We start from the raw sequence: 23,525 nt of genomic DNA on the forward strand, positions 1-23,525 counted from the left end.
ATGCATAACAAATTTATGGTTTTCATCAAGTAATATCATATTCTCCTTGACATGATATTATGATACGCACAATCCTTCTTATAACAGTCTCTGTAAGGGAGGATGAATATGCCACGACCGAAATTGAATATTGATCCAGAAACCGTAAGAAAAGCAGAAAAAGAACTCAGTAAGATCAAGGAAAGTAAACTCTCTATTCAGCTCAAAGGTATTATTGCCGCATCGAGTCATCCCGTCCATCAGATTGCAAACCCCTGCCCTATTTTATTCATACATATTTGCTCAATCCTCAGGACCTTCATGCGATCCATATTATGCCCAATGTAATTTCTGAAACATGTACATGAATCCTGGGAATGTTATTTTCAATGTCCCATGGTACAAAGTAAGTTAGATCTTCAATTTCCTGTTTAAAACCGGAATGAAACTTTTTCTTCAGTAAATCCCTTATATCGCTGATTGTACTGATCATGGCCCTGTCAATCCCTATACCGCGATTCATCTCTTGTAAATATGGAACCGTCTTTATCTGATCCAGGGCCTCCTGAGAATGTACCCCGTCCACTTTCTTTCTCAGGACATATATGTTCCCTCTGTCCCGAAATATCAGAAGTATTGGATTAACCCTGACAATTGCTCCTCGAATCCTCAGTCCGGATACGGACTTCTCTACTTTTTTCAAAAATGTTCGCTGTTTAACAAGAGCAGAAAAGAAAAGCGGTGATATCCTTTCGAAGATATAGTCTACGCCTTCATGATGAAATTCCTTCAATCTGGTAGGATCAAAACCAAAGCTAAGTAGATCTGATATCTTCAGCGGTTGCAATGTCCGGGTTTCCCTGTTCTTCAGGCAATTATGCAGATAAGGTCTTTTATAAAAAGGAAGGCCTTCGATAAAAGAGGTCGGTTCTCCTTTCAAACTGCCCGGCAAACTTCGAAGCATCCCCTCGTCCCCCCATATGCCTGCATCCTCCTCGTCCAGGTTCCACGGCGAATAAGGCTGAACGGGTAACTCCCTGATTCTGTCCGAAAAGGAAATCTGCTCGAGGGATTCTCCTCCGGTGTAACCAATAAGCGTAGAGATGCGTCTATGGAACCCGATCAATTTTGTTGTAAGCCGGGTAAACATAAAGTGCATGAGAGGGTTTGAAGCCCCTGACAAAAGCTCATCATTAAAAAGCTGTGTTAAGGTCCTATAGACTGAACGAAATTCTTCAATTGTCCTTTTGACCATATCCTCGTTATCATGCATATCAATGACCGGTTTCCTCTTTTTGAGGTTGAAAAGAGTCCGGATCAGACGGTCTTTAAGATTTTGAGATTGAACAGAATCCGGGATGAATACCATAAAATTCCTCCATTCGTCCGGCACACCATTTCCTATAAAATCCGCAAGGTCTTTCCAGCCGAGTCTTGTGTAAATTTCATATGTAGATTCACCATGAGGAACGATGTTATCGAGAAGACCAACGGCGTTTCTATCATTTAAAAACTCCATGAAGGCATTGAGAATCATGTTTCCTAGGCCTAAACCCCGAAACGACGGCATGACCTCTACATAGACAAGGTAGTAGCACGGAACAAACCTTTTCAGGTATAACATGTTCAGATAGCCGAGGATTTCTCCTTCTTCGGTATGAATCTCAATTGTGTGAAAATGCCGGCAGGCTTCCCTTGGCCTGAAGTGCTCAATCTTGGTTCCGCGAACAGTCCGGTCGATCAATTTATTGAGGCCGGTGAACGCTTCATAAGGAGAAGAGTCTTCAAGCCTGTTCATTTGATCCTCGAAAGTCATGTCAATGACCGACAAGGCATCTTTAAGGTGAATCCCGGTCTTTACGATCCTTTCTCCTATTTCGATAAATTGATCCGAAAGCGTCATTTTTCATACCTCAAAAAAAAGGCCATGGGTTTAACCCATGGCCCTAATCTAATAATCCTGCCATGGGCACCCGTTATAGCCTGCCCATGACCTCTTCTCTGTTAATTATGTGATTTGACAGAGGAAGGCAGACCTGTCCCTAAAGCTGTAATAATAAAAATAATAAAAGTTGAACCAGCCTTTCCTTCTTATCATGGATTCCAGTGTAGCATTTTTTCTGGAAAAGTCAAGCTCTAATCGCAAAAACAAAACACCGTAGATCCATTTTTTGCCTTTTTATATAAAAACCAGCTTGACTCCTTCCTCATGTCGTAATATTCTTGATTCTTACCGGGGCATATCGATAAACCTTGTTTTTTAGATTCCCATGGGTTTATGCCTTTGTGGGAAACAGTAAAGACCTTACTTCCCTGAAAGCCCCGGCCTCAAAAAATGGAACTTTATATTTAAAGCCTGATGCGGCAGGCAAAGGAGCAAAGGAATGGAAGATAAAATTCAACAGATAGCTGAATGGATAATAAGTTGCAAGCGCATCGTTGTCTTTGTAGGTGCTGGCCTGAGCACAGAATCAGGCATCCCGGATTTCAGGAGTCCCGGAGGCGTGTGGGACAAATACGACCCGGAAGACTTCTATTTTCAGAACTTCATCTCTAAAGAAACGGCACGGGAGAAATACTGGGATATGGCAACCGAGATGTATGAGTCCATGAAAGATGCGCTGCCCAATACAGGTCATTTCGCTATCGCGGAGTTGGAAAGACTTGGCAAGCTCGATTGTTTGATAACGCAGAATATTGACGGGCTTCACTTCAAAGCAGGCAACTCCGGGGAAAAAGTATTGGAACTGCATGGAACGGCTATGCACGTAACATGTCTGAGTTGTCATAAAAGGTACGAAAGGGACGATGTTCAGGCCAGACGGGTAAAAGAAGGCAAGGCTCCCTCTTGTGATGTCTGCGGAGGTCTTCTCAAACCCGCAACCATCTCCTTTGGCCAGTCCATGCCTGAGCAGGAAACAACTGAAGCCTACAGGCGCTCAGAAGCATGCGATCTCTTCATCGTCATCGGGTCATCCCTTGTCGTACAGCCTGCTGCTTATATGCCGGTCGCTGCAAAACAATCGGGGGCCAGGCTTGTAATCATCAATAGAGATGAAACGGCCTGTGATAATTTGGCTGACATAATTGTAAACGGTCCCGCAGGTCCGACAATGGCTGCAATACTGGAAGAAGTAAAACACTTAATCGGATAGGGAAAATGTCCTATGTATATAAAGAAGTTGTTATACCGGCTTTAATCATTCACTGGAAAAATGATGGAATCATTGGGACCGGGACAAATAACGCCAACTGGAGATTGCTGTCTGAAAATTTGATTTCAGGATACATTCAATAATATAATATCTTGCATAGAAATGTTATGGAAGTAAAAAAACGTTTTGTATTTGTGTAAATTTTATCTATGATGAGAAAACAGCAAAAAGAACTTTGGGTATCAGGAAAGCCTCTCGGCTTCATACTTAGGGTATTACGTGGTTTCAAGCGTAATCAGGGTCTGCTGTTATCCGGTGCTCTCGCCTATTATACCCTGCTTTCAATTGTGCCCATGTCAATCCTTACCCTTATTGTGCTGTCGCATTTTGTAGGAGAGGAGCAGTTGTCTCAAACTTTATCACGATATACAGGGATGGTGATACCCGGCTATGCAGCAATTCTAAAAGAACAGGTTAGAGTATTCATCGAGCACCGTAAGATGATCGGCATTATTGGATTCCTGGTTATGTTGTTTTTCAGTTCCATGGCCTTTTCGGTGCTTGAAAGCGCCATGTCAGTGATCTTTTCTCTTCGCACCAGGGCTCGCCGTCGCTTTCTCGTTTCCGCTATTATCCCTTATGCGTATATCTTTTCAATGTGCGTCGGTATATTGCTGGTTTCATTCATTGCAGGGGCATTGGACGCCCTTGAAAAAAGACAATTGATCATTTTTGGATGGAGTTTGAGCCTTGAAGGCACTTCCAGAGTTGTGTTGTATCTCCTGGGGACAGCCGGAGAGGCGCTTATGCTCACTTCCATATACCTGGTAATGCCCGTTGCACGCATTACATTTCATTACGCACTGATAGGAGGAATAACCGCAACTATTTTGTGGGAGATCGCCCGCCATGTGTTGGTCTGGTACTACTCGGTGCTATCCATGGTAAATTTAATTTACGGTTCCTTTGCCACAGCAGTTGTGACCCTTCTCACCACAGAAGCTGCGGCAATAATCCTTTTATTAGGCGCTCAGGTTATTGCAGAACTTGAGCATAAAAACAACAAATCGACAAAAAGAGAAACAAAAATCAGTAAGAAAATATAGGGCCGACCCACCTCCGCTAATGCTGCGGAGGACAGGCGTAAGCCCAGGAGTACATAGCGTCAGTGTGATAAATAGCTCGCACAGCGAGCGAGAAGGGGAGGTTCCGACGGCTTTGCCGGTGGAGGGGGCGATGTAAGCCCCAATATAATTATTGCAGGGAGGTTAATATAGAAATCACAAGGCACTATCGTCCCGGGGAAATTATTATAAAGGAAGGGGAAGAACCTGATGGGTTCTACATTCTCCAAACAGGAGAGCTTGATATTATCAAAAAAGGAGAGAAAATCGCAAATATTACCGAAGAAAATGTTATTTTTGGTGAACTTAGCAATATTCTGAAAGAACATAGAACATGTTCAGTGGTAGCCAAAACTTCCTCATATGTCATACATATCCCGAAAACAATGGACGACATTGTTTTAAAACACCCTGAAATAGCAAAAAAGATCATTTATATGCTCGCAAAAAGACTTGCAGAAACAACAGAAATTCTCAGTAAATTAAGATTAAAACAGAAGTGAAAAACCTATAACCCACTGACAAACAGGAAATGAACTACCCCGCGGCAAGCCACTGGGTATCAAAGGTAAGACAAAAGCATGGAAATCGTCTCGAAGCAAGCTTCGGGGTATGTACCCGCGGGGCAATCAAAACCAATAGAATGTCTACATGGTAAACCGTCATGGCCGGAATTTGAGTAGACGCTCTGCCGCTGCCTCCAGCGTTTCCATCTTTTTTGGGAAACAAAAACGCACTTTGGCTCTGCCTAAATAGGGATGACTGTAAAAGGCGCTTCCGGGTACCGTTGCCACACCGGCCTCTTTTACCAGCTTGAGGGCAAAGGCAACATCATCAATATACCCCCAGTGACTTATATCGGTCATAATATAATAAGCGCCACAGGGCTTGAAGGGCTTGAACCCGGCATCTGTCAGGGTTGAAAAGAAGAAATCTCTCTTTTGCCTGTACTCTGATGCAAGCCTTTCATAATATGACTGCTCCGTTTTTAATGCCCGTGCAGCTGCCACCTGGAGGGGATGAGGCGCTCCAACGGTGAGGAAATCATGGACTTTGCGTATGGAGGCAGTGATAGACGGTGCAGATATTGCCCAGCCTACCCGCCATCCCGTGAGGCTGTATGTTTTAGAAATTGAATTAACTGTGATTGTCTGTTCTTCCATGCCGGAGATAGACGCAATGCTGATATGCTCAGCACCATCGTAGAGTATGTGTTCATATATTTCGTCGGTTACGGCAACAACACCCCATTTCTGACAGAGTCCGGCGATAAGCTCCAGTTCCTCCCGTGAAAAAACCTTACCGGTGGGATTGTTGGGAGTATTGATGACGATGGCCTTAGTTTTGTTGTTGAAGGCTTGTGACAGTCCCTTCTCATCAAACCGCCAGTCAGGCTCGTGCAGGGTAACAAAACGGGGGATGGCGCCACAGAGGATAGAGTCAGGACCATAGTTCTCGTAAAAAGGCTCGAATATGATCACTTCTTCTCCCGGGTCTATAATGGCCATAAGCGATGAAATCATACCCTCTGTCGATCCGCAACAAACCGTAATTTCCCTCTCAGGGTCTACCTGAACGCCGTTATATTGAGCGAATTTATCGGCTATGGCGCGGCGCAGCAGGGGCATTCCCCAGGTAATGGAATACTGGTTAAAATCCTCCCGGATTGCATTAACGGCTTCTTCCTTTATCTCTGTGGGCGCCGGAAAATCAGGAAAACCCTGGGCAAGGTTAATCCCCTTGTATTCAATGCAAATCCTCGTCATTTCGCGAATAACAGATTCCGTGAAACTGAGCGCCTTTTGCGAACTAAAGCTGTTCATTGTATCTTCCTTTTTTATCATTTACCGGGGCTCACGCCTGCCCTCCGCAGCGTCAGCGGAGGTGGGTCGCCCCCTCGGCTGTATGATCCTTATCTACAAGCGGGTATCCGGTTTATTGTGTGAGCTATGATAAGTTTTACTTTATTAATCCCCTTTTTATTCCTCTTCCAATATTCTTGATACCATCAATGAGCAATTCTCCGGCGCCTTTGACAGAGCCGCCGATTTGTCCGGTAATGCCAGCAATGATCTTATTAATAAAATCCTGTTTCAGGCTAAATTTAGGGTTATTAAGGTCTCCTTCCAAAACAAAATTTACAGCAATTTCATCTCTATTGTTTTTCAAAAACGAAACTACAGCAGAAAGCGGCACATCAAAGACTGTATTACCCATCCGGAATCCGCTTTTAAATTCAAGATTTCGTAGCACCGCTTTGCCGGGAGCATTAATTTTATTTGATACTACTTTTGCATCCATATCAATATCAAGAAATCCTTTCGTAATGTCTATTGAATTTTTCTTTTGAAAATAGGTCTTAAAATTGGAAATATCAATGTGCTGTGCATTTATTTTGCCTTCCAAGTCTTTTTTTGTCTTCAGGTTTATTTTTCCATTGCTTTTTACAGTACCCTTGCCTCCCTTTGTCGGTATAGCGGTGCTTAACCGATAGGTCGTAAGACGCCCGTCAGGGGGCAACACAACATCATCGGCTTCAATCTCGGTATCCATCAGTTTTATGAACACAGGCCGCTCTTCAGATACCTTTCTATCAACATAATCGAGCGATCCTCCTGTTACAATAATCTTTTTTATTACAAGCGAGGGGGACGGCTTTTCCGTTTTTTCCGCAACAGGCCGGGATGGTAAATCAGGGCCCATGATCCTCCCGCTTTTGTCCCGCTCAATGAGCACATAAGGATTTTTAACAGACAGTTTCGAGATAATATATTCCTTCTTAAAAAAGTTCATGAAATCGGCATTGAGAGAAATACTTTCAATTTTTATAATATCTTTGTTCTTGGGGTTTTTGAGACAGACATTAAAAACATCAACATGGTTCCATCGCAGATCAATCCTTTCAAAAGAAACAACATGCCCGAATCTGGATTCAAGTACATGTTTAATTGCCCTGTTTGAATTTTTAACAAGCAGCAAGGTTGCAGAACCTGTAATCAGGAAGAGAATACCGATTGATATAAAAACAATCTTAACCCATCCTCTTTTCTTCATGTTCATCGGGCGCCTCTAAAAAACTTTATGATGATTTTAAAAAAGATTACCACAACAATTTATTCTTCACAAGGAACAAGTGTATTTGCTGTATTTTGTTGAATTAACCTCCTGTTTATAAGAAAATGAAGAGCAATAACCAGAGGAGGTGACTCTATGCTGCTCAGTGGTATTCACGCCGGATTTATGATTATCGGTTTCTTCATCCTTTTCTTTGGATTTCTCGTTGCACGATATATGAAAAGGAAGAACTGGTGGCTGAAGACTCACAGAGCCTTGGGTGTTTCCGGTGCATTATTGACAATGCTCGGTTTTATTGCCATAGTATTCGATCTTTTGTCTTCCGGACGCTTTCTTTTCACACTGCGGCATGGATATGTGGGTATTGTGATAGTGATGCTTGCTGTCGTAATGCCTGTACTCGGGTTCATACAGTTAAAGAAAAGAAAGGCTGTGGTGAGGATAAGGCCGATACACCGCTTTTTAGGCTGGATCATGCTTATGGCAATGTTTATTAATATCATCATTGGTATGAATATAGTAGGCATATTATAAATGCAAACAAATGGTAAATAATCAGGGTAATAATTATTTTATCTCTAAGAAGCGCAAAATAAAACGGGCAGCTCTTCGCATAAATTTATGTGAAGGGCTGCCCGTTTTGAGTATCAAACCATACTATATCAGCGCTGATTCACCTTCTTGTCATAGGTAAGACCTGCATTAAGTATCTTCTTTGCACTTTCATCAAGCACATCGGTAATAAAGGGTATTTTTGTTTCATTTTCCGTTTCTCTGTTTCCGGAGAATATATCATCCCGTGAAATTTCTGAAAGGTTAAATCTGCGTGCACCGGCCATGAGCTGCTGGAGCCCTGCTGTAAGCTTATCGGCAAGCGTCCACATGGCAATTGCGCCAAAGGGGATATTGTTCATTTCTTCTTCTCCGACCTTTTTCTGAACATCATGGTATCCGGCAAAAATCTCTTCAGGTGTTGAACCAATTTCTTTTACGGAAGGCGCCAGATCATCCCAATTCCCGTTTACAATCTCTTTTCGTTCAGGTTTTAATACACCTTCAATGTTTGAACCGACAAAACCCGGGATCATGGCTGCCCTGCCCATACATATGAGCTTCACAAATGGAGCGCCCAGTGCAAGTGCTTTAAAAATATGGTCTTCCCGCGCCAGGCCGCCTGCCAGGGCAATGTCGACGACTTTTTCGCCCCTTGATGCAAGGATTGATGAGTATTCATATGTTTTGGAATGAAGAAGGATTGAGGGAACACCCCAGGTTTCCATCATGTTCCAGGGGCTCATGCCTGTGCCGCCGCCTGAACCGTCAACTGTAAGGAGGTCGAGTTTCGCATCTGTGGCATACTTTATTGACATTGCCAGTGCCTCCATGCCGTAAGAACCTGTTTTTAAGGATATCTTTTTGTATCCTATCTTGCGGAGATATTCAACGGATTGCATAAATGATTCCCGAACCTTCTCTACAGATGACAGATCCGTATATCCGAGTCTGCTGTGGCGTGCGAAGGTCTTGATTGCACCGTGTTCAAAGGCTTTCTGGACTTCAGGTCTTGTCGGGTCAGGATCAACCACATACCCTCTATCCTTAAGGAATAGTGCATAGCCGAGGCTGTCAACCTGGATTTCACCACCGATATCTTTTGCGCCCTGACCCCATTTAAGTTCAATAATGATTTTATCGCCATATTTATCAATCACGTATTCTGCAACACCGTTACGTGTATCTTCCACGTTCATCTGTACAATCATTGCACCGTATCCATCAAAATAGCGCAGATATGTGTTGATTCTCCTATCAAGCTCAGGGGCCTTTAATATCTTGCCGTTTTTGATCACTGCTTCTCTGTCTATGCCGACTACGTTTTCACCGATTACAATCGGTATTCCCACTAAGGCAGCACCTATGGCAAAGGAATCCCAATATTTAGCCGCAACAAAAGTCGATCCTAGGGCGCCGGTCATTATTGGGGCTTTACACTTTGTTTTTATTTCATTCCCGAATTCTGTCTCAATATTTACGTTAGGAAAAATGCAATCATCGGCAGAGTTTGAAAGCCCGTTCGGTAGACCGTGCACACCATAATTATACCCCTGAATCCGCAGTGAGTTGTAGGAAACACCTATGTGGCATGTATTTGCACTGCCAGCCGTAACAGCTCCAAAATCTCTCGGATAGAGAATCTTCCTGCCTTTCAGACTTGATAACCAAGTTTCGCATCTTCCCTTACAGTCAGCGCGGCATAATGTACATAATCCTGATTCTGCAGGGTTACCGCGGTTGATAGTTCCGATTGCATCATTTGATTTTGACCATTCGATCATATGATCCTCCTGTTTGTTTATTGATCGGCATTGTGTTGCCATTGTATCGGCATTCATTTGCCGTATATGATAGTATCATGTAAACATAATTGTAATAATAAGCCGCTAATAATGTCAAGTATTCATTTAGGTTATATGATAATTAAATTTATATTGCCGTACACAATAAACTTTAATACAATATTAATATCGGCAATGATGCCTTATTAAATATAATTTATTGCCGATAAAAGTGTAAATGACAGGTGATTAATTCATTTTTAGCTGATATAATGTATAATTCAGATAAGGATTGCCCATGTTTGAGAAAATGAAGAGAAAAGAACTTTTGATTCTTAATATACTGAAAAATTCTGAAGCTCCCCTTACCAGTAACAGAATTGCTGAAGAAACCTCAGCACTTGGTCACGAGATGAGTGAGCGGACAGTAAGGCTTTATCTTCAGAAGATGGATCAGGAAGGTTTAACAAACAGCAACAGAAAACTTGGTCATAGGATAACAGAACGTGGCTTGACAGAGCTGGACTCCTCCATTATCATTGAAAAGGTCGGGTTTTTATCTGCAAAGATAGACCAGATGGCTTACAAGATGAATTTTGATCTTAATACCACATCAGGCAGTGTAGTAATTAATGTAACCCTTGTAGAACCGGGGCTGTTTGCAAAAAACATCCCTGAAATAAAAAAGGTCTACGCTGACGGATACGCCATGGGGGAACTCATGACGTTTTTAGGACCTGGAGAAAACCTTGGGCATATTAATGTACCGGAGGGCATGATAGGAGTCGGCACGGTTTGCTCGATAACCTTAAACGGTATATTACTGAAACACGGTATCCCCACAGTTTCCCGTTTTGGCGGGCTTCTCGAACTCCGGGACAAGAAACCCATCAGATTTATAGAGATTATCATGTATGACGGAACAAGCATAGACCCCCTTGAGGTTTTTATACGAAGCGGTATGACCGATTATCTGGGCGCTATCAGGACAGGCAGCGGCAAAATAGGGGCAAGTTTTCGGGAATTCCCGGCCGACAGCAGAGATGCCGTTGAACACCTCAATGTAAGAATGAAAAGGATCGGCCTCGGAGGACTTGTCAGGGTCGGTATGCCAGGGCAGAGTCTGCTCGACATTCCAGTAAGCGAAGGAAGGGTCGGTGCAATAGTTATCGGCGGACTCAATCCGGTATCAATACTCGAAGAAACAGGTATACGAGCTTATTCACACGCGCTGGCAGGACTCGTGGACTTCAACAGACTTTTCCGGTATGAAGAAATGGATAACAGAATCGGGGTACACTTGTAAAGCGGGGCGCATAGGACTGTGTTAATCAGGAGAATAAAATGGAGAATATCGACATTCGTGAAATATTGAAGCAAAAAGAACAGGAACTGATGATTTTGCACGAGGTGGCAAAGGACATAAGCAGTAACCTTGAACTGAAAGAATTATTGAAACGGGTTGTTGAAATGGTTATGAACCTTACAACTGCTGATTCATGCCTGATCTATCTCTACGACAGAAAAAAGGACGAACTCATTCTCAGTGCCTCCAGTCACCCTGAAGACAAAAATCTCGGCGAGATAAAACTAAGGATGGGCGAAGGCGTAACAGGATGGGCTGCAAAGGAGAAAAAACCCGTTGCTATACCGGACAAAGCTTATAAAGACAGGAGATTCAAGGCATTCACCATCCTTGAGGAAGATAAATATGAATCTTTTCTCTCAGTGCCTATTCTCTCAAAAGATGAGGTTGTAGGCGTAATGAATCTTCGCAATAAGGAGAAATACGCGCACCCGCAACCTCAGATAGACCTCCTTTTCACTGTATCCCGTTATCTGGGAAGTGCTATCGAAAATGCGATCATCTATGACGAGGTCGTAAAGAAGGCGCGGCAATTGGATCTTTTATCCGAGGTATCCCGGACAATAGTTTCCGATTATTACCTCAAAGAAATATTGCAACTAATCGTTACTATGACTGCAAAGGTGATGAATTCAAAGATATGTTCCATCATGCTTCTGGACGAAAAGAAAGAAGAGCTTGTTATTTCTGCTACTCAAAGTCTGAGCGATGATTACAAAAATAAGCCGAATCTAAAGGTAGGCCAGTCAATCAGCGGTAAGGTAGTGTTAAAGAAAAAACCCATTACAGTTGTTGATGTTACGAAAGACCCGGGGTTTATGTATCCTGAAATAGCACAGAGAGAAGGAATTGCTTCGCTTCTCTCTGTGCCTATGATGATTAAGGAGAGAGTAATAGGCGTAATAAACAGCTATACCAACAAAGAACATGCCTTCAATAAAGAGGAAATAGATATCCTTCAGACAGTTGCCAACCAGGCTGCCGTGGCAATAGAAAATACTCATCTCAATCAGGAGATTTTTGCCGCCAGAGATGCCCTGGAAACCAGGAAGATTGTGGAAAAGGCAAAAGGCATTCTCATGAAGGAATTGAACATCTCTGAGGATGAAGCCTACAAGAAGATACACAAAAAGAGTATGGACATAAGGAAGACCATGAAAGAGGTCTCTGAGGCAGTTATACTTTCTTCGGAAATAAGAAAAAGGACTTGACAAAAAATATTTATGAGCTTATCATTATTCACCAAATATAGGCATCGATATCTGATAGCCAAGAGAGCTAAAAAATACAAGCAGACAGGACTTAGGCGTCCAAAACACCACTGATGGTGATTTGGACGCCTTTTTTTATTAGCACAAGAATCATTTTTAAAAGAGTAAGGATGCAAAAATGAACAGGGGGTTGAAGGTCGTGACAAAAGTATATCGTATAGCCGTTGCCCAGATAAATACAACAGTTGGCGATCTTGAGGGCAATTGCAAAAAAATGAAAGATTATGTGGAAATGGCCGCAGATATGAAAGCAGATATAGCGGTCTTTCCTGAGCTGGCTATTACCGGCTATCCACCGGAAGACCTTTTGCTCAAGCCAAAATTTATTGAAGATAATCTCAAGGCATTACAGTGTTTCTATAAATCAGTCGGAAAGATTGTTGTAGTTTGCGGCTTTGTTGACAGAAAGGACAAAAAGTATTTTAATGCGGCTGCCATTATTTATAACGGCAAGGTCAGCGGCGTTTATCATAAAATGCTACTCCCCAATTACGGTGTATTCGACGAAAAGCGGCACTTTATCTCCGGAGAAGAGATACTGACATTTATACACAATGGTCTCCATTTCGGTGTCAATATCTGTGAAGATATCTGGCATAGAAAAGGACCAACGAAAATACAGGCAGCTATGGGGGCTCAATTGATCCTGAATATCAACGCTTCTCCCTACCATGCAGGTAAGGCTGCTTTAAGGACAAAGATTGTAAAAGAGGAGGCAAAAGCAAACAAGGTATCCATTGTTTATGCAAACCTTGTAGGCGGGCAGGATGAACTTGTCTTCGACGGACAGAGCATGATCGTCAACGCAGACGGTAGGGTCATTGCCCGGGCGTTGCCCTTCAAGGAAGATCTTCTCCTGGCAGACCTGCCTGTGGACAACAACACATACGAGGTTTACAAACAGCAACAGGCAGATGTTAATACGCGCACCATTGTATTGCCCGGGGAAGGAACAAAGGAAGAAAACAGGGTAATGATTCCCGGAAGAAGGGTTCATCGGCTAAATCCCATCACCGAGATATATCAAGCCCTATTGCTGGGTATTGGTGATTATGTGAAGAAAAACGGGTTTCAAAAGGTGGCATTGGGGCTGAGCGGTGGCATCGATTCCGCCATAGTTGCCGCTCTCGCTGTAGATGCCTTAGGCAGTCAAAATGTTGTCGGAGTTTTTATGCCATCCAGATATACATCAGAGGAGTCTGTTGTTGACGCAAACGGCCTGGCCCTGAACCTTGGGATCAAGCTTCACAATATTCCCATAGAAGGCATCTATAGCGCATATCTATTAACCCTTTCATCTTTCTTTGAGGGATTGTCAGAGAACGTAACCGAAGAGAATATCCAGGCACGCATCCGCGGCAACATCCTCATGGCCCTCTCAAATAAATTCGGCTGGCTGGTGCTTACAACAGGTAATAAATCCGAGATGAGTGTCGGATACGCAACCCTCTACGGTGACATGGCAGGAGGTTTTGCAGTCATAAAAGACGTGCCCAAGACGCTGGTATATGAAATAGCACGCTATAGAAACAAACTGGGCATGGTTATCCCTGAACGGGTCATAATAAAAGAACCCACGGCAGAGCTGAAGCCGGATCAGAAAGACAGTGACACGTTGCCGCCTTATGAGATGTTGGATAAGATCCTGAAGGCCTATATTGAAGAAGATAAACATGCAGGAGAAATTTCATCTTCAATAGCGGCAAGTGGATTTATCGAGAAGACATTCCTTATGGTCGACAACAGTGAATATAAGCGACGCCAATCACCTATAGGGATTAAGATTACTCCTAAGGCATTCGGAAAAGACAGAAGGATGCCTATAACAAATAAGTACAGGGGGTGAAACATGCCTTTCGAAGAATTAGTACAAAGGATAAACCCTACGTTGAAGAAGATTACAAGGAAACTGAACGGTCATTTCACTTTTTTTAATGATGAGGATCTCTATCAGGAGGCGCTGACCAACCTTTGGATACGCTACAGTGAGGGTGCGCTTCATGATAAGACCGACAGTTATATATTGCAGGGTTGCTACTACTATCTACGGAATCATCTGCGTAAGGTGCATGACAATGCAGACTTCGTGAGTCTTGACAGCCCTATAAACGAAGAGGGATTAAAACTCGAGGATATCCTGTGTTCGAAAGATCAATCCCCATTTGATAATCTCGAAAGCAATATGGATATTGAAGATGCAGCAGACAGATGCCTCACAGAGAGGGAAAGGCAGATACTTCTGCTCCTCCTGGAAGGTATGTCGATGCGGGAGATAGGCATCAAATTTTCCATATCCCATGTAATGGTGCTGAAGATCAGGAACAGGATACGTGAAAAATACACAGGGCATGGCAACTGGCTGAGGAATTAAAGAGAGTTACCAAAGGCTAAGATTATTTTACTTAATATATGTATAAGCACATTGAGGTGTGGCATAACAAAGGCGTTCTGAACCCATAGAACGCCTTTGTTGTTAATGTGGCTTGTTCCCATACATTTTATAGATGTTAAATATTCCGGTGTGGATTGAAATTACAGAAATATATTATAATGGTGTGACTTTATATGATCGACAATAAAAAATCGAGAGAAATAAAAGAACTATCTTTATTGTTTGAAATCAGTACAAAACTGAGTGAAACGCTTGATCTTAAAGCGGTGCTCAAGCCTATTCTGCAGATGATGGCCAGATATATGGAAATACCAAGGGGTACTCTGACCATCTTGAACAGAAACAGTGGTGATATTGTTATTGAAGAAGCATACGGTCTCCAGCCTGAAGAACAGGCAAAGGGCAAGTACCGCATGGGAGAAGGCATTACCGGGAAGGTAATTGATACTGGGCATCCCGTTGTTATCCCCAGGGTCTCAGATGAACCTTTGTTCCTTGATAAAACCGGATCGAGAAGAAACCTCGATAAAAGCGATATAGCTTTTATTTGTGTACCCATAAAGATAGGCAGCGAAGTAATTGGCGCAATTTCTGCAGATCGTCAATCCAAAGAGCCAGTCAACTTTGAAGAGGATGTGCAGCTTCTAACTATTATAGCATCAAGCATTTCCCAGGCAGTGCGCCTTCGTCAACTGGCGCAGGAAGAATTGGAGAAGGTAAAGGAGGAAAATCAGCGTCTTCAGGATGCCCTAAAGAATAGATACAGGCCAAAGTCAATTATCGGAAACTCGAAAGTTATGCAGGACATATACCCCCTTATCGAAAAGGTAAGCAAGACAAATACGACAGTACTTATCCTTGGTGAAAGTGGAGTCGGCAAGGAAAGGGTGGCCCATGCAGTTCATTATAGTTCGCCTCGTGCCGATAAACCATTCATAAAAATAAATTGCGCAGCTCTGCCGGAATCGCTTATCGAAAGCGAACTCTTCGGACATGAAAAAGGGGCATTTACCGGTGCTGTAACAGCCCGAAGGGGACGTTTTGAAATGGCACGTACCGGAACAATCTTCCTTGACGAGATAGGGGACATCCCGTTGACTCTTCAGACAAAATTACTTCGGGTGCTTCAGGAAAAGGAGTTTGAGCGAATAGGCGGAGATGCAACCATAAAAGTCGATGTGAGAATTATTACGGCAACAAACAGAAATCTTGAGGCCCTTATGCAGGAAGGAAAATTCAGAGAGGACCTCTATTATCGGCTTAATGTTTTTCCAATTGTTGTCCCGCCGCTTCGGGAACGCAAGACGGATATCATGCTTCTTGCCGATTTTTTTATTGAAAAGTACAGCAAGGAACATGATAAAAAAATAGTAAGTATATCAACATCTGCAACGGATGCTCTAACTAATTACCACTGGCCCGGAAATGTACGGGAACTTGAGAATTGCATAGAAAGGGCTATCATTTTATGTACCGATGGAATCATCCATAATTATCATCTTCCGCCGAATCTCCAGAAAAGCGATACCAACGGGCTTCACGGTATAAACGGTACATTAAGAGAGATTATCGTTAATATGGAGCGGGAGGTTATCCTTGATGAGTTGAGACGGTCCCGGGGTAACATGGCAAAAGCAGCACGGGTTCTCGGAATCACCGAGAGAATGATCAGAATTCGCGTGGCAAAATATGGGATCAACTCAACACAATTTAAGTAACATCCACCTGGAAACAACTATACCTCAGCATCATACTTAAACTAGAATATTCCTCGCAACTCTGTTGCCACGTCGGTTCTGTTACCAACGATAGACTATTTTCTGATAGACTGTTTCTGTGACGGATGACTGACGGTACATGTGTCGCTGTTTAGATACAGTGATAAATCACAAGCGGGGCTATGTCGGATAAGAGATTTGTAATTTTGTCAGGACCTTCATGTGTAGGGAAAAGTCCGCTCATTGCGGCGTTGAATCAATTCCATCCTGATGTGAAATACATAAAAATTCCTGTTATCAAGAGCAAGGAGTCCAGACCGCAGGGGCCAAGACCCGAGGAAATGGTAGCTTGGAACAACCCCGATTTTTTTCGAACAAAAAAGGACATCCTCCAACTCAACGGCAATACTCAGTATCTTATCGGCAATTGCCTCGGCCTGCCTCAGGCAGTCGATCTTCAGAAAATCCAGGATAGTAATAATGCAGGCCTCTTTTTTATCGAGATTTATCACACTATTGGCGCACAACTTATTAAAAGTACACTTCTCATTCATACAGAGATCACGACTGTTTTCTTGTCCCCGATCAGTCGTCAGGAAATCGAGGACTTGAAGCTTGCGGGTATCAATTCGGAAAACTATATCTGTCAGATCATGCTTCAAAAACAATTGGTTCGAGCCAGATACCACGGAAAGACAATTGATGCCTGTTTTGTCGAGGATGCTCTTGGTAGAGCCAAAGACTCCTTTGCTGAGCTTGCAAGCGCGTGCAAGTACTCATATATCATCGTGAACCATGATGGGGAAGGCAATCCGAATTGGCATCGTCTTCCAAGTGGTATTTTTATTGACAGGCCGGAAGGTGATGCCGGGCGTGCAGTTGAATCAATGGCACATATTCTCAGGGACCCAACTACTGCTAATGTTGAAAACTGGAATACCTTTAGGCTATGAATCAAAACGCTATATTAAAAGAATGCCATGATAGAGCACAAAGAGTCCGGCAAGGCTCGCATTGTCCATACTTCCTACATTTACGTATCTTTTGATACTGAACTTCCTACATTTATGTAGTTTGGTAATCGAAGCAAATCGTCTATACCATATTGCAGGGGAAACTCAAATCGGACAATACGTGTTACAATTATCTGTATTCATTGATATATATTGGAATATTGCAACTTTCGTCAAATATGTTTCATAATTTGGCACATACATTGCATTAATAATAGGCAAGACGTAGGCGTCTTTGATCCGATGATGGATATAAAGACGCCTTTTTTTATTCAATTTTCAAGGAGGTGACGATAGAAGGCAGCAAATACAGCAAAAATGCCCTCATATGCAGGACAGGAAAAATTCAGGAGGTGTAAAATGAGATTAATAAAATGTATATTGTTGTTTTTGGTTGTTTCTTTTTTTACTATAACAGGTATTCTTTATGCAGAAGAAGTAAAGGAAATAAAACCTCCGGACGCAAAGCCTCAGGAAAAAGTGGAAGAAGCAAAGGTAACTGGAAGTGGTTCACTCGGCGCCTACAATCAGTACATATTCCGTGGATATGAGATCGGCAAAAGCGGCCTTGTTGTCCAACCCTCTCTTACTGCATCATTCAAGGGATTCTCGGCAACCATATGGGGCAATATGGATACAAATCAGAGGAACACAAAGACGGCTTCTTTCTACCCTAACGAACCAGCCGGAACTGATCATCAGTTTAAAAAGGGATGGAATGAGACTGACCTTACACTTAGTTATACTTATGCCATCAAAAAACTGTCTTTAACAGGTGGTTTTATTTACTACGGAACAAGATATGCCGATGAGACAGAGGAACTCTTTGCATCAGCTACTTATGATATCCTGACAAAACCTACACTTGCAGTCTATCGGGATATTACAAACTATAAGGGAACATATTTCAACCTTTCCTTTTCACACTCACTCCCTGTCTACAAGGAAACAACCCTTGATCTGGGTGCATCCTTCGGTTATTTCATCGGTGAGAGTGACTACTGGAAAACCTACGACCAGTCAACGGCAACCTATACGGGAAGCAAGTATAAGGGATTTCATGACGGCATGGTAAAGGCAGGTCTCACTATACCGGTTACAAAGGCATTCTCGATTCAGCCTGTGGTTCAGTACTGGTTCCCTCTCTCAAGCGATGCAAAGAAAGAGTATGCCACAGCAGGAGATATAAAAAATTCATATAACCCCAACGGGCCTGTGAAAAACAATTTTATCTACGGCATAGGTTTCACTTACAGCTTCTGATCTCAGTGTGGCCGCCGCACTGATGAGGCGGCTCAGACCCCTGACCGGTTGGATCGGCCACCTCCGCGGCCCCGAGATGCAGCGGTAAAAGCTTGATCGGTCAGGTTTAAAAGAACAATAGAGCACCTTTTGGAACAAGGAGGTTTAAAGTGAAAAGAAAATTGATTCTCTTGGTATTGATTCTCATGGTTTTCGGTTTACTCGCTGTGACGTTTGGGGCGGAGCCTCATATTTCAGGAGTTAATTCCCGCGGTGCAACAGATTATAAAGAAGCACTTTCAGCGACGAAGGTCTGCTTAAAAGTGCAAGAGGAGGTGTATCATGACTAACAAAGAAGGAAAAGAAGGAGCAGTGGTGGCAAAATTAGGTCTGGTCGGGGCAAGTATGAATGCCATGGCCCTCATCGCACCAGGAGCATTTTTGTGGATTTCTTATCAGTTACAGGCTGCGGCGACAACTCCAGGCGGGGCTTCAGCAGCAAATGACACCTGGATGGGTATTGTCCTTGCGCTCATTGTAGCGTTTCTTACGGCCCTATCTTACGCGCAGCTCGCGAAGATCTATCCTGAAGCAGGTTTTGCCAGTTGTGCCTATTTTGCAGAAAAGGCGTGGCTGGATGCAAAAAGTGAAAAAAGAAGCGGCCCCAAATCAATAGCCCGTATATCCAAACTGGCCACCGGCTGGTCCGCACATCTCTTTTATTGGGCCTATTCAGGCGTCATGGCCGCCATGATGGCCACGTTAATTGCCTATATATACAACCAGTTCACAGGCCAAGATCTCTCCATCACGAACCAGGCCATCATTTGTGTGGTCTTCACGATCATCACGGGCTACATTGCGTACCGTGGAGTAACTGGGTCGACAATGACTTCTATCGGGATCAACATAATTCAGTGGGCTACCCTGATTGTCTTCAGTGGTTTGGCTATCTGGTACCGGGTCGGCAACCCGCAGCATATCGCCCAATGGGCGTTCTCAGGGGGACTTGACATAATTAAGCCTCATGCGTTGACCGGTATAGTAGTCCAGTCGACTATAGCTATATTGATCCTCGTCGGATTTGAGAGCTGCACGGCGCTTTCCGCGGAAACGAAGAATCCCGGCAAAGTCATCCCGAAGGCAATTATTATTTCACTTCTCGTTCAGGGGGTTTTCGCCTACCTTTTACAGTATTTCGCCGCAGGCTACATGATAAGCGATAAACTGGTGAATGTTACCGGCAAGGTCACTACCGTGGGCTTGGCAGCCGCTGCGGCATCGAGCGCTCCTCTTGGAGACCTGGTGAAACTTCTGGGCGACAGTATTGTACCGGGAATAGGTTTCGGTCTCATGATCACTATGGCCGTTACCGTGGCTATCGCAATTATTGGTACGACACTGAGCGCCATGAATACGGCTATGAGGATTACCGCCGGTATGGCAGATGACCGGGAACTACCCTCCGGATTAAGTTTTATCCATCCTGAGTTCAGAACACCCCATATGGCATTAGTAGCCCTGATAATTGCCGTCTCCATCATTGGTGTTGTGGGTGTACAGAGTGTCGTGGGCTTAACGGGCATTGCCCTTGCTTCGAACCTTGGGACTTTCATTCTCTATGGTCTGACATGTATCTGGACGATCGTTGCCTTTAAGGGAAGGTCAGATTTCAACGCCTTAAAACACGCTGTTATACCCTCGGTGGGTGTCATTGTCAACGCGCTGATGGTTGGAGCAATCCTTTATCTCTATACCACCGGCAATGCCGACGCAAAGGCAGAGGCAAAGATATGTTTCATGATCGCCGGCGGCTGGGCCATTATCGCCTTAATTTATGTTGCCATGACCACAGTCCGGAAGACTTACCGCTTCAAGATGGTATCCGGCACGATCAGACCTGAGCAGCTCAATATAGTTGTCGATGCTCTCAAAGAAGAAGACTACATCATGGGAATGACCGTGACTAAAGTAAAGGGCTTCGGCAGGCAAAAAGGCCGTGCGGATAATGGCGGTCCTGAGGGTGACCAGATCACCTTTGTTCCTAAAATAAAGGTCGATGTCCTGGTAAGGGAATGGGATGTTCAGGCCGTCATGGACATTATGGGGGAAGCAGCCCGTACCGGCAGCGTAGGCGACGGCAAGATATTCGTATTCGATGCATCGGAAGCCATGCGGATACGCACAGGCGAACGAGGGATTGAAGCGGTTATGCCATAGCGAAATCTCAAAGGCAGCAATTGATGAGAATGGATAATAGACAACTATGTTTCTTAAGGAGGATGCAATGAAAAAGATCGAAGCCATAATACGTCCCGCTAAAGTAGGCGATGTATACGCTGCTTTAGAAAAGGTCGGCTGTCCGGGTCTTATGTTTAGTGAAATAGAAGGCCAGGGAAAACAAAAGGGTATTGAACAGGATTTTCGCGGAAAAAAATATAAAACCGCATTGCTGACCAAAGCGAAGCTTGAAATTGTGGCCAATGATGAAGATGTGGACAAGATAGCCAAGGCCATATGTGAGGCTGCTACAACTGAAAAAGCAGGAGACGGCAGAATTTTCATTTACGACATTACTGACACTGTGCGTATCAGCAATAAAGCATGGGAAAAGACCATCGGATAATGATTAGAGCTGCGGCCGGTTATCCCGGCCGCAGCGGCAATTTGACAGATCATCACAACCTCCGGCTGTCAATGATGGCATCTCAATGACGAGATTCCTTACTCCGCACACTGGTGGCCGGAGGATTAATACCGTTTTCCTAACACAAAGGAAAAGCAAGAAAGGAGCATAAGATGAAAAAGGTTGAGATAGTCGTTTCTTCGTTTAAGGTCAATAATGTAAAGAAGGTATTAGCAGGATTAGGTATTACTAAAATGACAGTATCAAAAGTACACAAAAACGATGGTCAGGCTGGGTACATTGGGTACTGTAGAGGTGGCAAGTATGAAAGCAAGTATGAGCCGGTGTTCCTTGCCAAAACAAAGATTGAATTGGATGTGGCCGAAAATGACCTGGAAAGAATATTGGCTGCCATAGAAGAGAACGCGGAGGGCATCCTGTATGGAGGCGAGAAGATATTCATCTATTCCCTTGAAGACGTGAGGGGCATCAGAAAAAAGGAAAAGAGTCTGGCAGCTATTTGACAAACCATAGCCCCGGTCATGAACAATGACCACCCAACAAAAAAGAGGCCACTGTCGACCGGGGACAAATAAACCAGTTTAGCAAGCGTCACATGTGAACCAAATACAAGGACTATGAATATGGAACAGAATCCTTCAGAGCATGAACTGAGGCTATCCAAATGTGCGTTCCATAGAAGCATCAACTCTAAATAATTTGTCCTAAGGGAGTTTCATATGACATACTTTACCTGGCTTATCTTCATCCTCTCGGCGATCCTGGAAGTAGGGGGCGACGCTGTTATCAGGAAAGGGCTTCGCGGGCGCAGGCTTACAATCGTTGTTATAGGATGTGTTATATTGGGCTGTTACGGAGTGGTTGTCAATACCGTGAAATGGGATTTTTCTAAACTGCTCGGTGTCTATATTGCTATCTTTGCACTCGTAAGCGTATTGTTCGGACGATTTGTGTTCAAGGAGAACATACCAACCGCGACCTGGGCCGGGTTAGTCATCATCATTGGCGGGGCTATGATCATCCAGTTCGGAAACAGGATGTAGGCTGGAAGCACATTGAAAGAGCTCACGGAAAAATACCAGCCCGAAGGTGGTTATGGCAAGTTTCCAAAAGAGAAGATCCTATTGACAGCCATCATCGGGATCGATATCGAGGAGATGACCGGTAATGAGGGCCTTGGCAAGGATATAGAACGTGAGGTAATGCTTGCAACGCCACTCCTGCACGTTTTCAGCCTTCTGCCGAGACGTTCGATTCATAGGGCGCGGCTGACGGACAGAACCCGCAGACGTAGTTGGGGTTTGGGGAGCAATGTCTTGAAAAAAAGCCTTAAAAAAATGTGTCTGAAGGAACGAATATGACCACCTCCCGGTAAATGACAACAATTTTGTTTTCGTTTGTAGTATATTATATATTCTTTAAGATAGCCAGCCTGACCTTGTCGGTCCAAATGGCTGGAGGCTGTAAGACTCAGGGAGGTATAATGAGCGGAATCTTCGGGTTTATTGGTAAGGGTAATGCTTTTGTCGAAGTGAGGACCGGTCTTGAGAATCTCTCACACAGAGGGCAAGAAAGCTGGGGTATTGTTTCCGGTAAGCGAGATGGTTCCTTCTCGGAGGCGAGAGGCTTGGGATCAATTTTTCAGTCTTCCCTACTCACTCGATTCCATCCTGGCTCTGTGGCAATTGGAGAGGTACGTTATTCCACTTCAGGGGAAGCAAGCGAAAGAAATAGCCAGCCCATAGTGGGAAGCTTCAAGAAAGAAAAGATCGCTCTCGTCCATAATGGTCATATTCCCCAATACAGGCAGTTGATGGAGGAACTAGGCGGTCTCTTCCAGACGGAGACAGACACTGAGGTGATCCTGCAAATGATTGCCCGAACAGAAGGTGCGGACCTGCTTGAAAAAATGGAGAAGACACTGAGCTTTCTGGGCCGACAGGCAGCCTTCAGCATCATAATCCTCCATAACGGGAGTCTTATTGCTGCCCGGGACCCCTTCGGGTTTAGACCTCTTTCCATCGCGAGAAGAGGCGAGGAAGGTGATTACACATGGGCGATAGCCTCTGAAACATGCGCTTTTCACAGCCAGTTCGAATGGATAGGGGACGTCGAACCCGGTCAAATGGTAGTGATTGATGGAAAGGACATAAGGACAATTTCTTTTGCCTCCCCTGATCCTCACCCCTGTATCGTTGAATGTCTTG

24 protein-coding genes are annotated in these 23,525 nt (G+C 43.9%); 20 read left to right on the forward strand and 4 right to left on the reverse strand.

Annotated elements, in window-relative coordinates:
- The first annotated feature begins 108 nt into the window (after nt 1-108).
- Nucleotides 109-327, forward strand: coding sequence for a hypothetical protein (locus NT178_11545; GenBank protein MCX5813160.1), 219 nt, complete (start codon nt 109-111; stop codon nt 325-327).
- On the opposite strand, the gene NT178_11550 is transcribed toward NT178_11545, so the two are convergent.
- Complete coding sequence (locus NT178_11550; protein ID MCX5813161.1) at nt 299-1,882, reverse strand: GNAT family N-acetyltransferase; 1,584 nt, start codon at nt 1,880-1,882, stop codon at nt 299-301. The two genes, NT178_11545 and NT178_11550, sit on opposite strands and share 29 nt — an antisense overlap.
- A gap of 481 nt (nt 1,883-2,363) precedes the next feature.
- Here NT178_11550 and NT178_11555 point away from each other — a divergent pair, with 481 nt between their 5' ends.
- From NT178_11555 to NT178_11570, 4 genes are all read left to right on the forward strand, one after another.
- Nucleotides 2,364-3,134, forward strand: a complete 771-nt coding sequence (locus tag NT178_11555; protein MCX5813162.1) for a Sir2 family NAD-dependent protein deacetylase — start codon at nt 2,364-2,366, stop codon at nt 3,132-3,134.
- Nucleotides 3,135-3,343: 209 nt separating this feature from the next.
- Nucleotides 3,344-4,240 (forward strand): YihY/virulence factor BrkB family protein, encoded by an 897-nt coding sequence (locus NT178_11560; GenBank protein ID MCX5813163.1) that lies wholly within the window; start codon nt 3,344-3,346, stop codon nt 4,238-4,240.
- A gap of 173 nt (nt 4,241-4,413) precedes the next feature.
- Nucleotides 4,414-4,761, forward strand: coding sequence for a cyclic nucleotide-binding domain-containing protein (locus tag NT178_11565; protein ID MCX5813164.1), 348 nt, complete (start codon nt 4,414-4,416; stop codon nt 4,759-4,761).
- A gap of 29 nt (nt 4,762-4,790) precedes the next feature.
- Nucleotides 4,791-4,916, forward strand: a complete 126-nt coding sequence (locus tag NT178_11570; protein ID MCX5813165.1) for a hypothetical protein — start codon at nt 4,791-4,793, stop codon at nt 4,914-4,916.
- Nucleotides 4,917-4,920: 4 nt separating this feature from the next.
- Here the strand turns inward: NT178_11570 and NT178_11575 are convergent, their stop codons facing one another.
- Together NT178_11575 and NT178_11580 are read right to left on the reverse strand one after the other, a co-directional pair.
- Complete coding sequence (locus NT178_11575) at nt 4,921-6,102, reverse strand: aminotransferase class I/II-fold pyridoxal phosphate-dependent enzyme (protein ID MCX5813166.1); 1,182 nt, start codon at nt 6,100-6,102, stop codon at nt 4,921-4,923.
- A 115-nt stretch (nt 6,103-6,217) separates the two neighbouring features.
- On the reverse strand, nt 6,218-7,318 hold the full coding sequence (locus tag NT178_11580; GenBank protein ID MCX5813167.1) for a DUF748 domain-containing protein: 1,101 nt from the start codon (nt 7,316-7,318) through the stop codon (nt 6,218-6,220).
- A gap of 150 nt (nt 7,319-7,468) precedes the next feature.
- On the opposite strand from NT178_11580, the gene NT178_11585 reads away from it, so the two are divergent.
- On the forward strand, nt 7,469-7,867 hold the full coding sequence (locus NT178_11585) for a hypothetical protein (GenBank protein ID MCX5813168.1): 399 nt from the start codon (nt 7,469-7,471) through the stop codon (nt 7,865-7,867).
- Nucleotides 7,868-7,995: 128 nt separating this feature from the next.
- On the opposite strand, the gene NT178_11590 is transcribed toward NT178_11585, so the two are convergent.
- Nucleotides 7,996-9,669: a glutamate synthase-related protein gene (locus tag NT178_11590; GenBank protein ID MCX5813169.1), complete on the reverse strand. Its 1,674-nt coding sequence runs from the start codon at nt 9,667-9,669 to the stop codon at nt 7,996-7,998.
- 298 nt (nt 9,670-9,967) lie between these two features.
- Here NT178_11590 and NT178_11595 point away from each other — a divergent pair, with 298 nt between their 5' ends.
- The 14 genes from NT178_11595 to NT178_11660 form a co-directional block, all read left to right on the forward strand.
- Entirely contained in the window at nt 9,968-10,975 is a 1,008-nt protein-coding gene (locus NT178_11595) for an NrpR regulatory domain-containing protein (GenBank protein ID MCX5813170.1), read from the forward strand.
- A gap of 38 nt (nt 10,976-11,013) precedes the next feature.
- Complete coding sequence (locus tag NT178_11600) at nt 11,014-12,246, forward strand: GAF domain-containing protein (GenBank protein ID MCX5813171.1); 1,233 nt, start codon at nt 11,014-11,016, stop codon at nt 12,244-12,246.
- A 199-nt stretch (nt 12,247-12,445) separates the two neighbouring features.
- Nucleotides 12,446-14,152: an NAD+ synthase gene (locus tag NT178_11605; protein ID MCX5813172.1), complete on the forward strand. Its 1,707-nt coding sequence runs from the start codon at nt 12,446-12,448 to the stop codon at nt 14,150-14,152.
- A gap of 3 nt (nt 14,153-14,155) precedes the next feature.
- The gene (locus NT178_11610) at nt 14,156-14,677 is read left to right on the forward strand and encodes a sigma-70 family RNA polymerase sigma factor (protein ID MCX5813173.1); all 522 of its coding nucleotides are present in this window, start codon (nt 14,156-14,158) and stop codon (nt 14,675-14,677) included.
- A 194-nt stretch (nt 14,678-14,871) separates the two neighbouring features.
- Nucleotides 14,872-16,416 (forward strand): sigma 54-interacting transcriptional regulator, encoded by a 1,545-nt coding sequence (locus NT178_11615; protein MCX5813174.1) that lies wholly within the window; start codon nt 14,872-14,874, stop codon nt 16,414-16,416.
- Between the two features lie 182 nt (nt 16,417-16,598).
- Entirely contained in the window at nt 16,599-17,369 is a 771-nt protein-coding gene (locus NT178_11620; protein ID MCX5813175.1) for a hypothetical protein, read from the forward strand.
- A gap of 420 nt (nt 17,370-17,789) precedes the next feature.
- Nucleotides 17,790-18,692: a hypothetical protein gene (locus NT178_11625; protein ID MCX5813176.1), complete on the forward strand. Its 903-nt coding sequence runs from the start codon at nt 17,790-17,792 to the stop codon at nt 18,690-18,692.
- A gap of 149 nt (nt 18,693-18,841) precedes the next feature.
- The gene (locus NT178_11630) at nt 18,842-19,021 is read left to right on the forward strand and encodes a hypothetical protein (protein ID MCX5813177.1); all 180 of its coding nucleotides are present in this window, start codon (nt 18,842-18,844) and stop codon (nt 19,019-19,021) included.
- Entirely contained in the window at nt 19,014-20,891 is a 1,878-nt protein-coding gene (locus NT178_11635; protein ID MCX5813178.1) for an amino acid permease, read from the forward strand. Before NT178_11630 ends, NT178_11635 begins: the two co-directional genes overlap by 8 nt.
- Before the next feature lie 67 nt (nt 20,892-20,958).
- Nucleotides 20,959-21,297, forward strand: a complete 339-nt coding sequence (locus NT178_11640) for a P-II family nitrogen regulator (GenBank protein ID MCX5813179.1) — start codon at nt 20,959-20,961, stop codon at nt 21,295-21,297.
- Between the two features lie 173 nt (nt 21,298-21,470).
- Nucleotides 21,471-21,821 carry a hypothetical protein gene (locus NT178_11645; protein MCX5813180.1) on the forward strand — a complete coding sequence of 117 codons (351 nt, stop codon included), beginning with the start codon at nt 21,471-21,473 and terminating at the stop codon, nt 21,819-21,821.
- 216 nt (nt 21,822-22,037) lie between these two features.
- On the forward strand, nt 22,038-22,361 hold the full coding sequence (locus tag NT178_11650) for a hypothetical protein (GenBank protein MCX5813181.1): 324 nt from the start codon (nt 22,038-22,040) through the stop codon (nt 22,359-22,361).
- Nucleotides 22,362-22,373: 12 nt separating this feature from the next.
- Nucleotides 22,374-22,679, forward strand: coding sequence for a hypothetical protein (locus NT178_11655; GenBank protein ID MCX5813182.1), 306 nt, complete (start codon nt 22,374-22,376; stop codon nt 22,677-22,679).
- A 122-nt stretch (nt 22,680-22,801) separates the two neighbouring features.
- Nucleotides 22,802-23,525, forward strand: a 724-nt coding sequence (locus tag NT178_11660; protein MCX5813183.1) for a class II glutamine amidotransferase, incomplete at its 3' end; no start/stop codon positions are given.

It is taken from the genome of Pseudomonadota bacterium (assembly GCA_026388255.1).
Lineage (GTDB): Bacteria > Desulfobacterota > Syntrophorhabdia > Syntrophorhabdales > Syntrophorhabdaceae > JAPLKB01.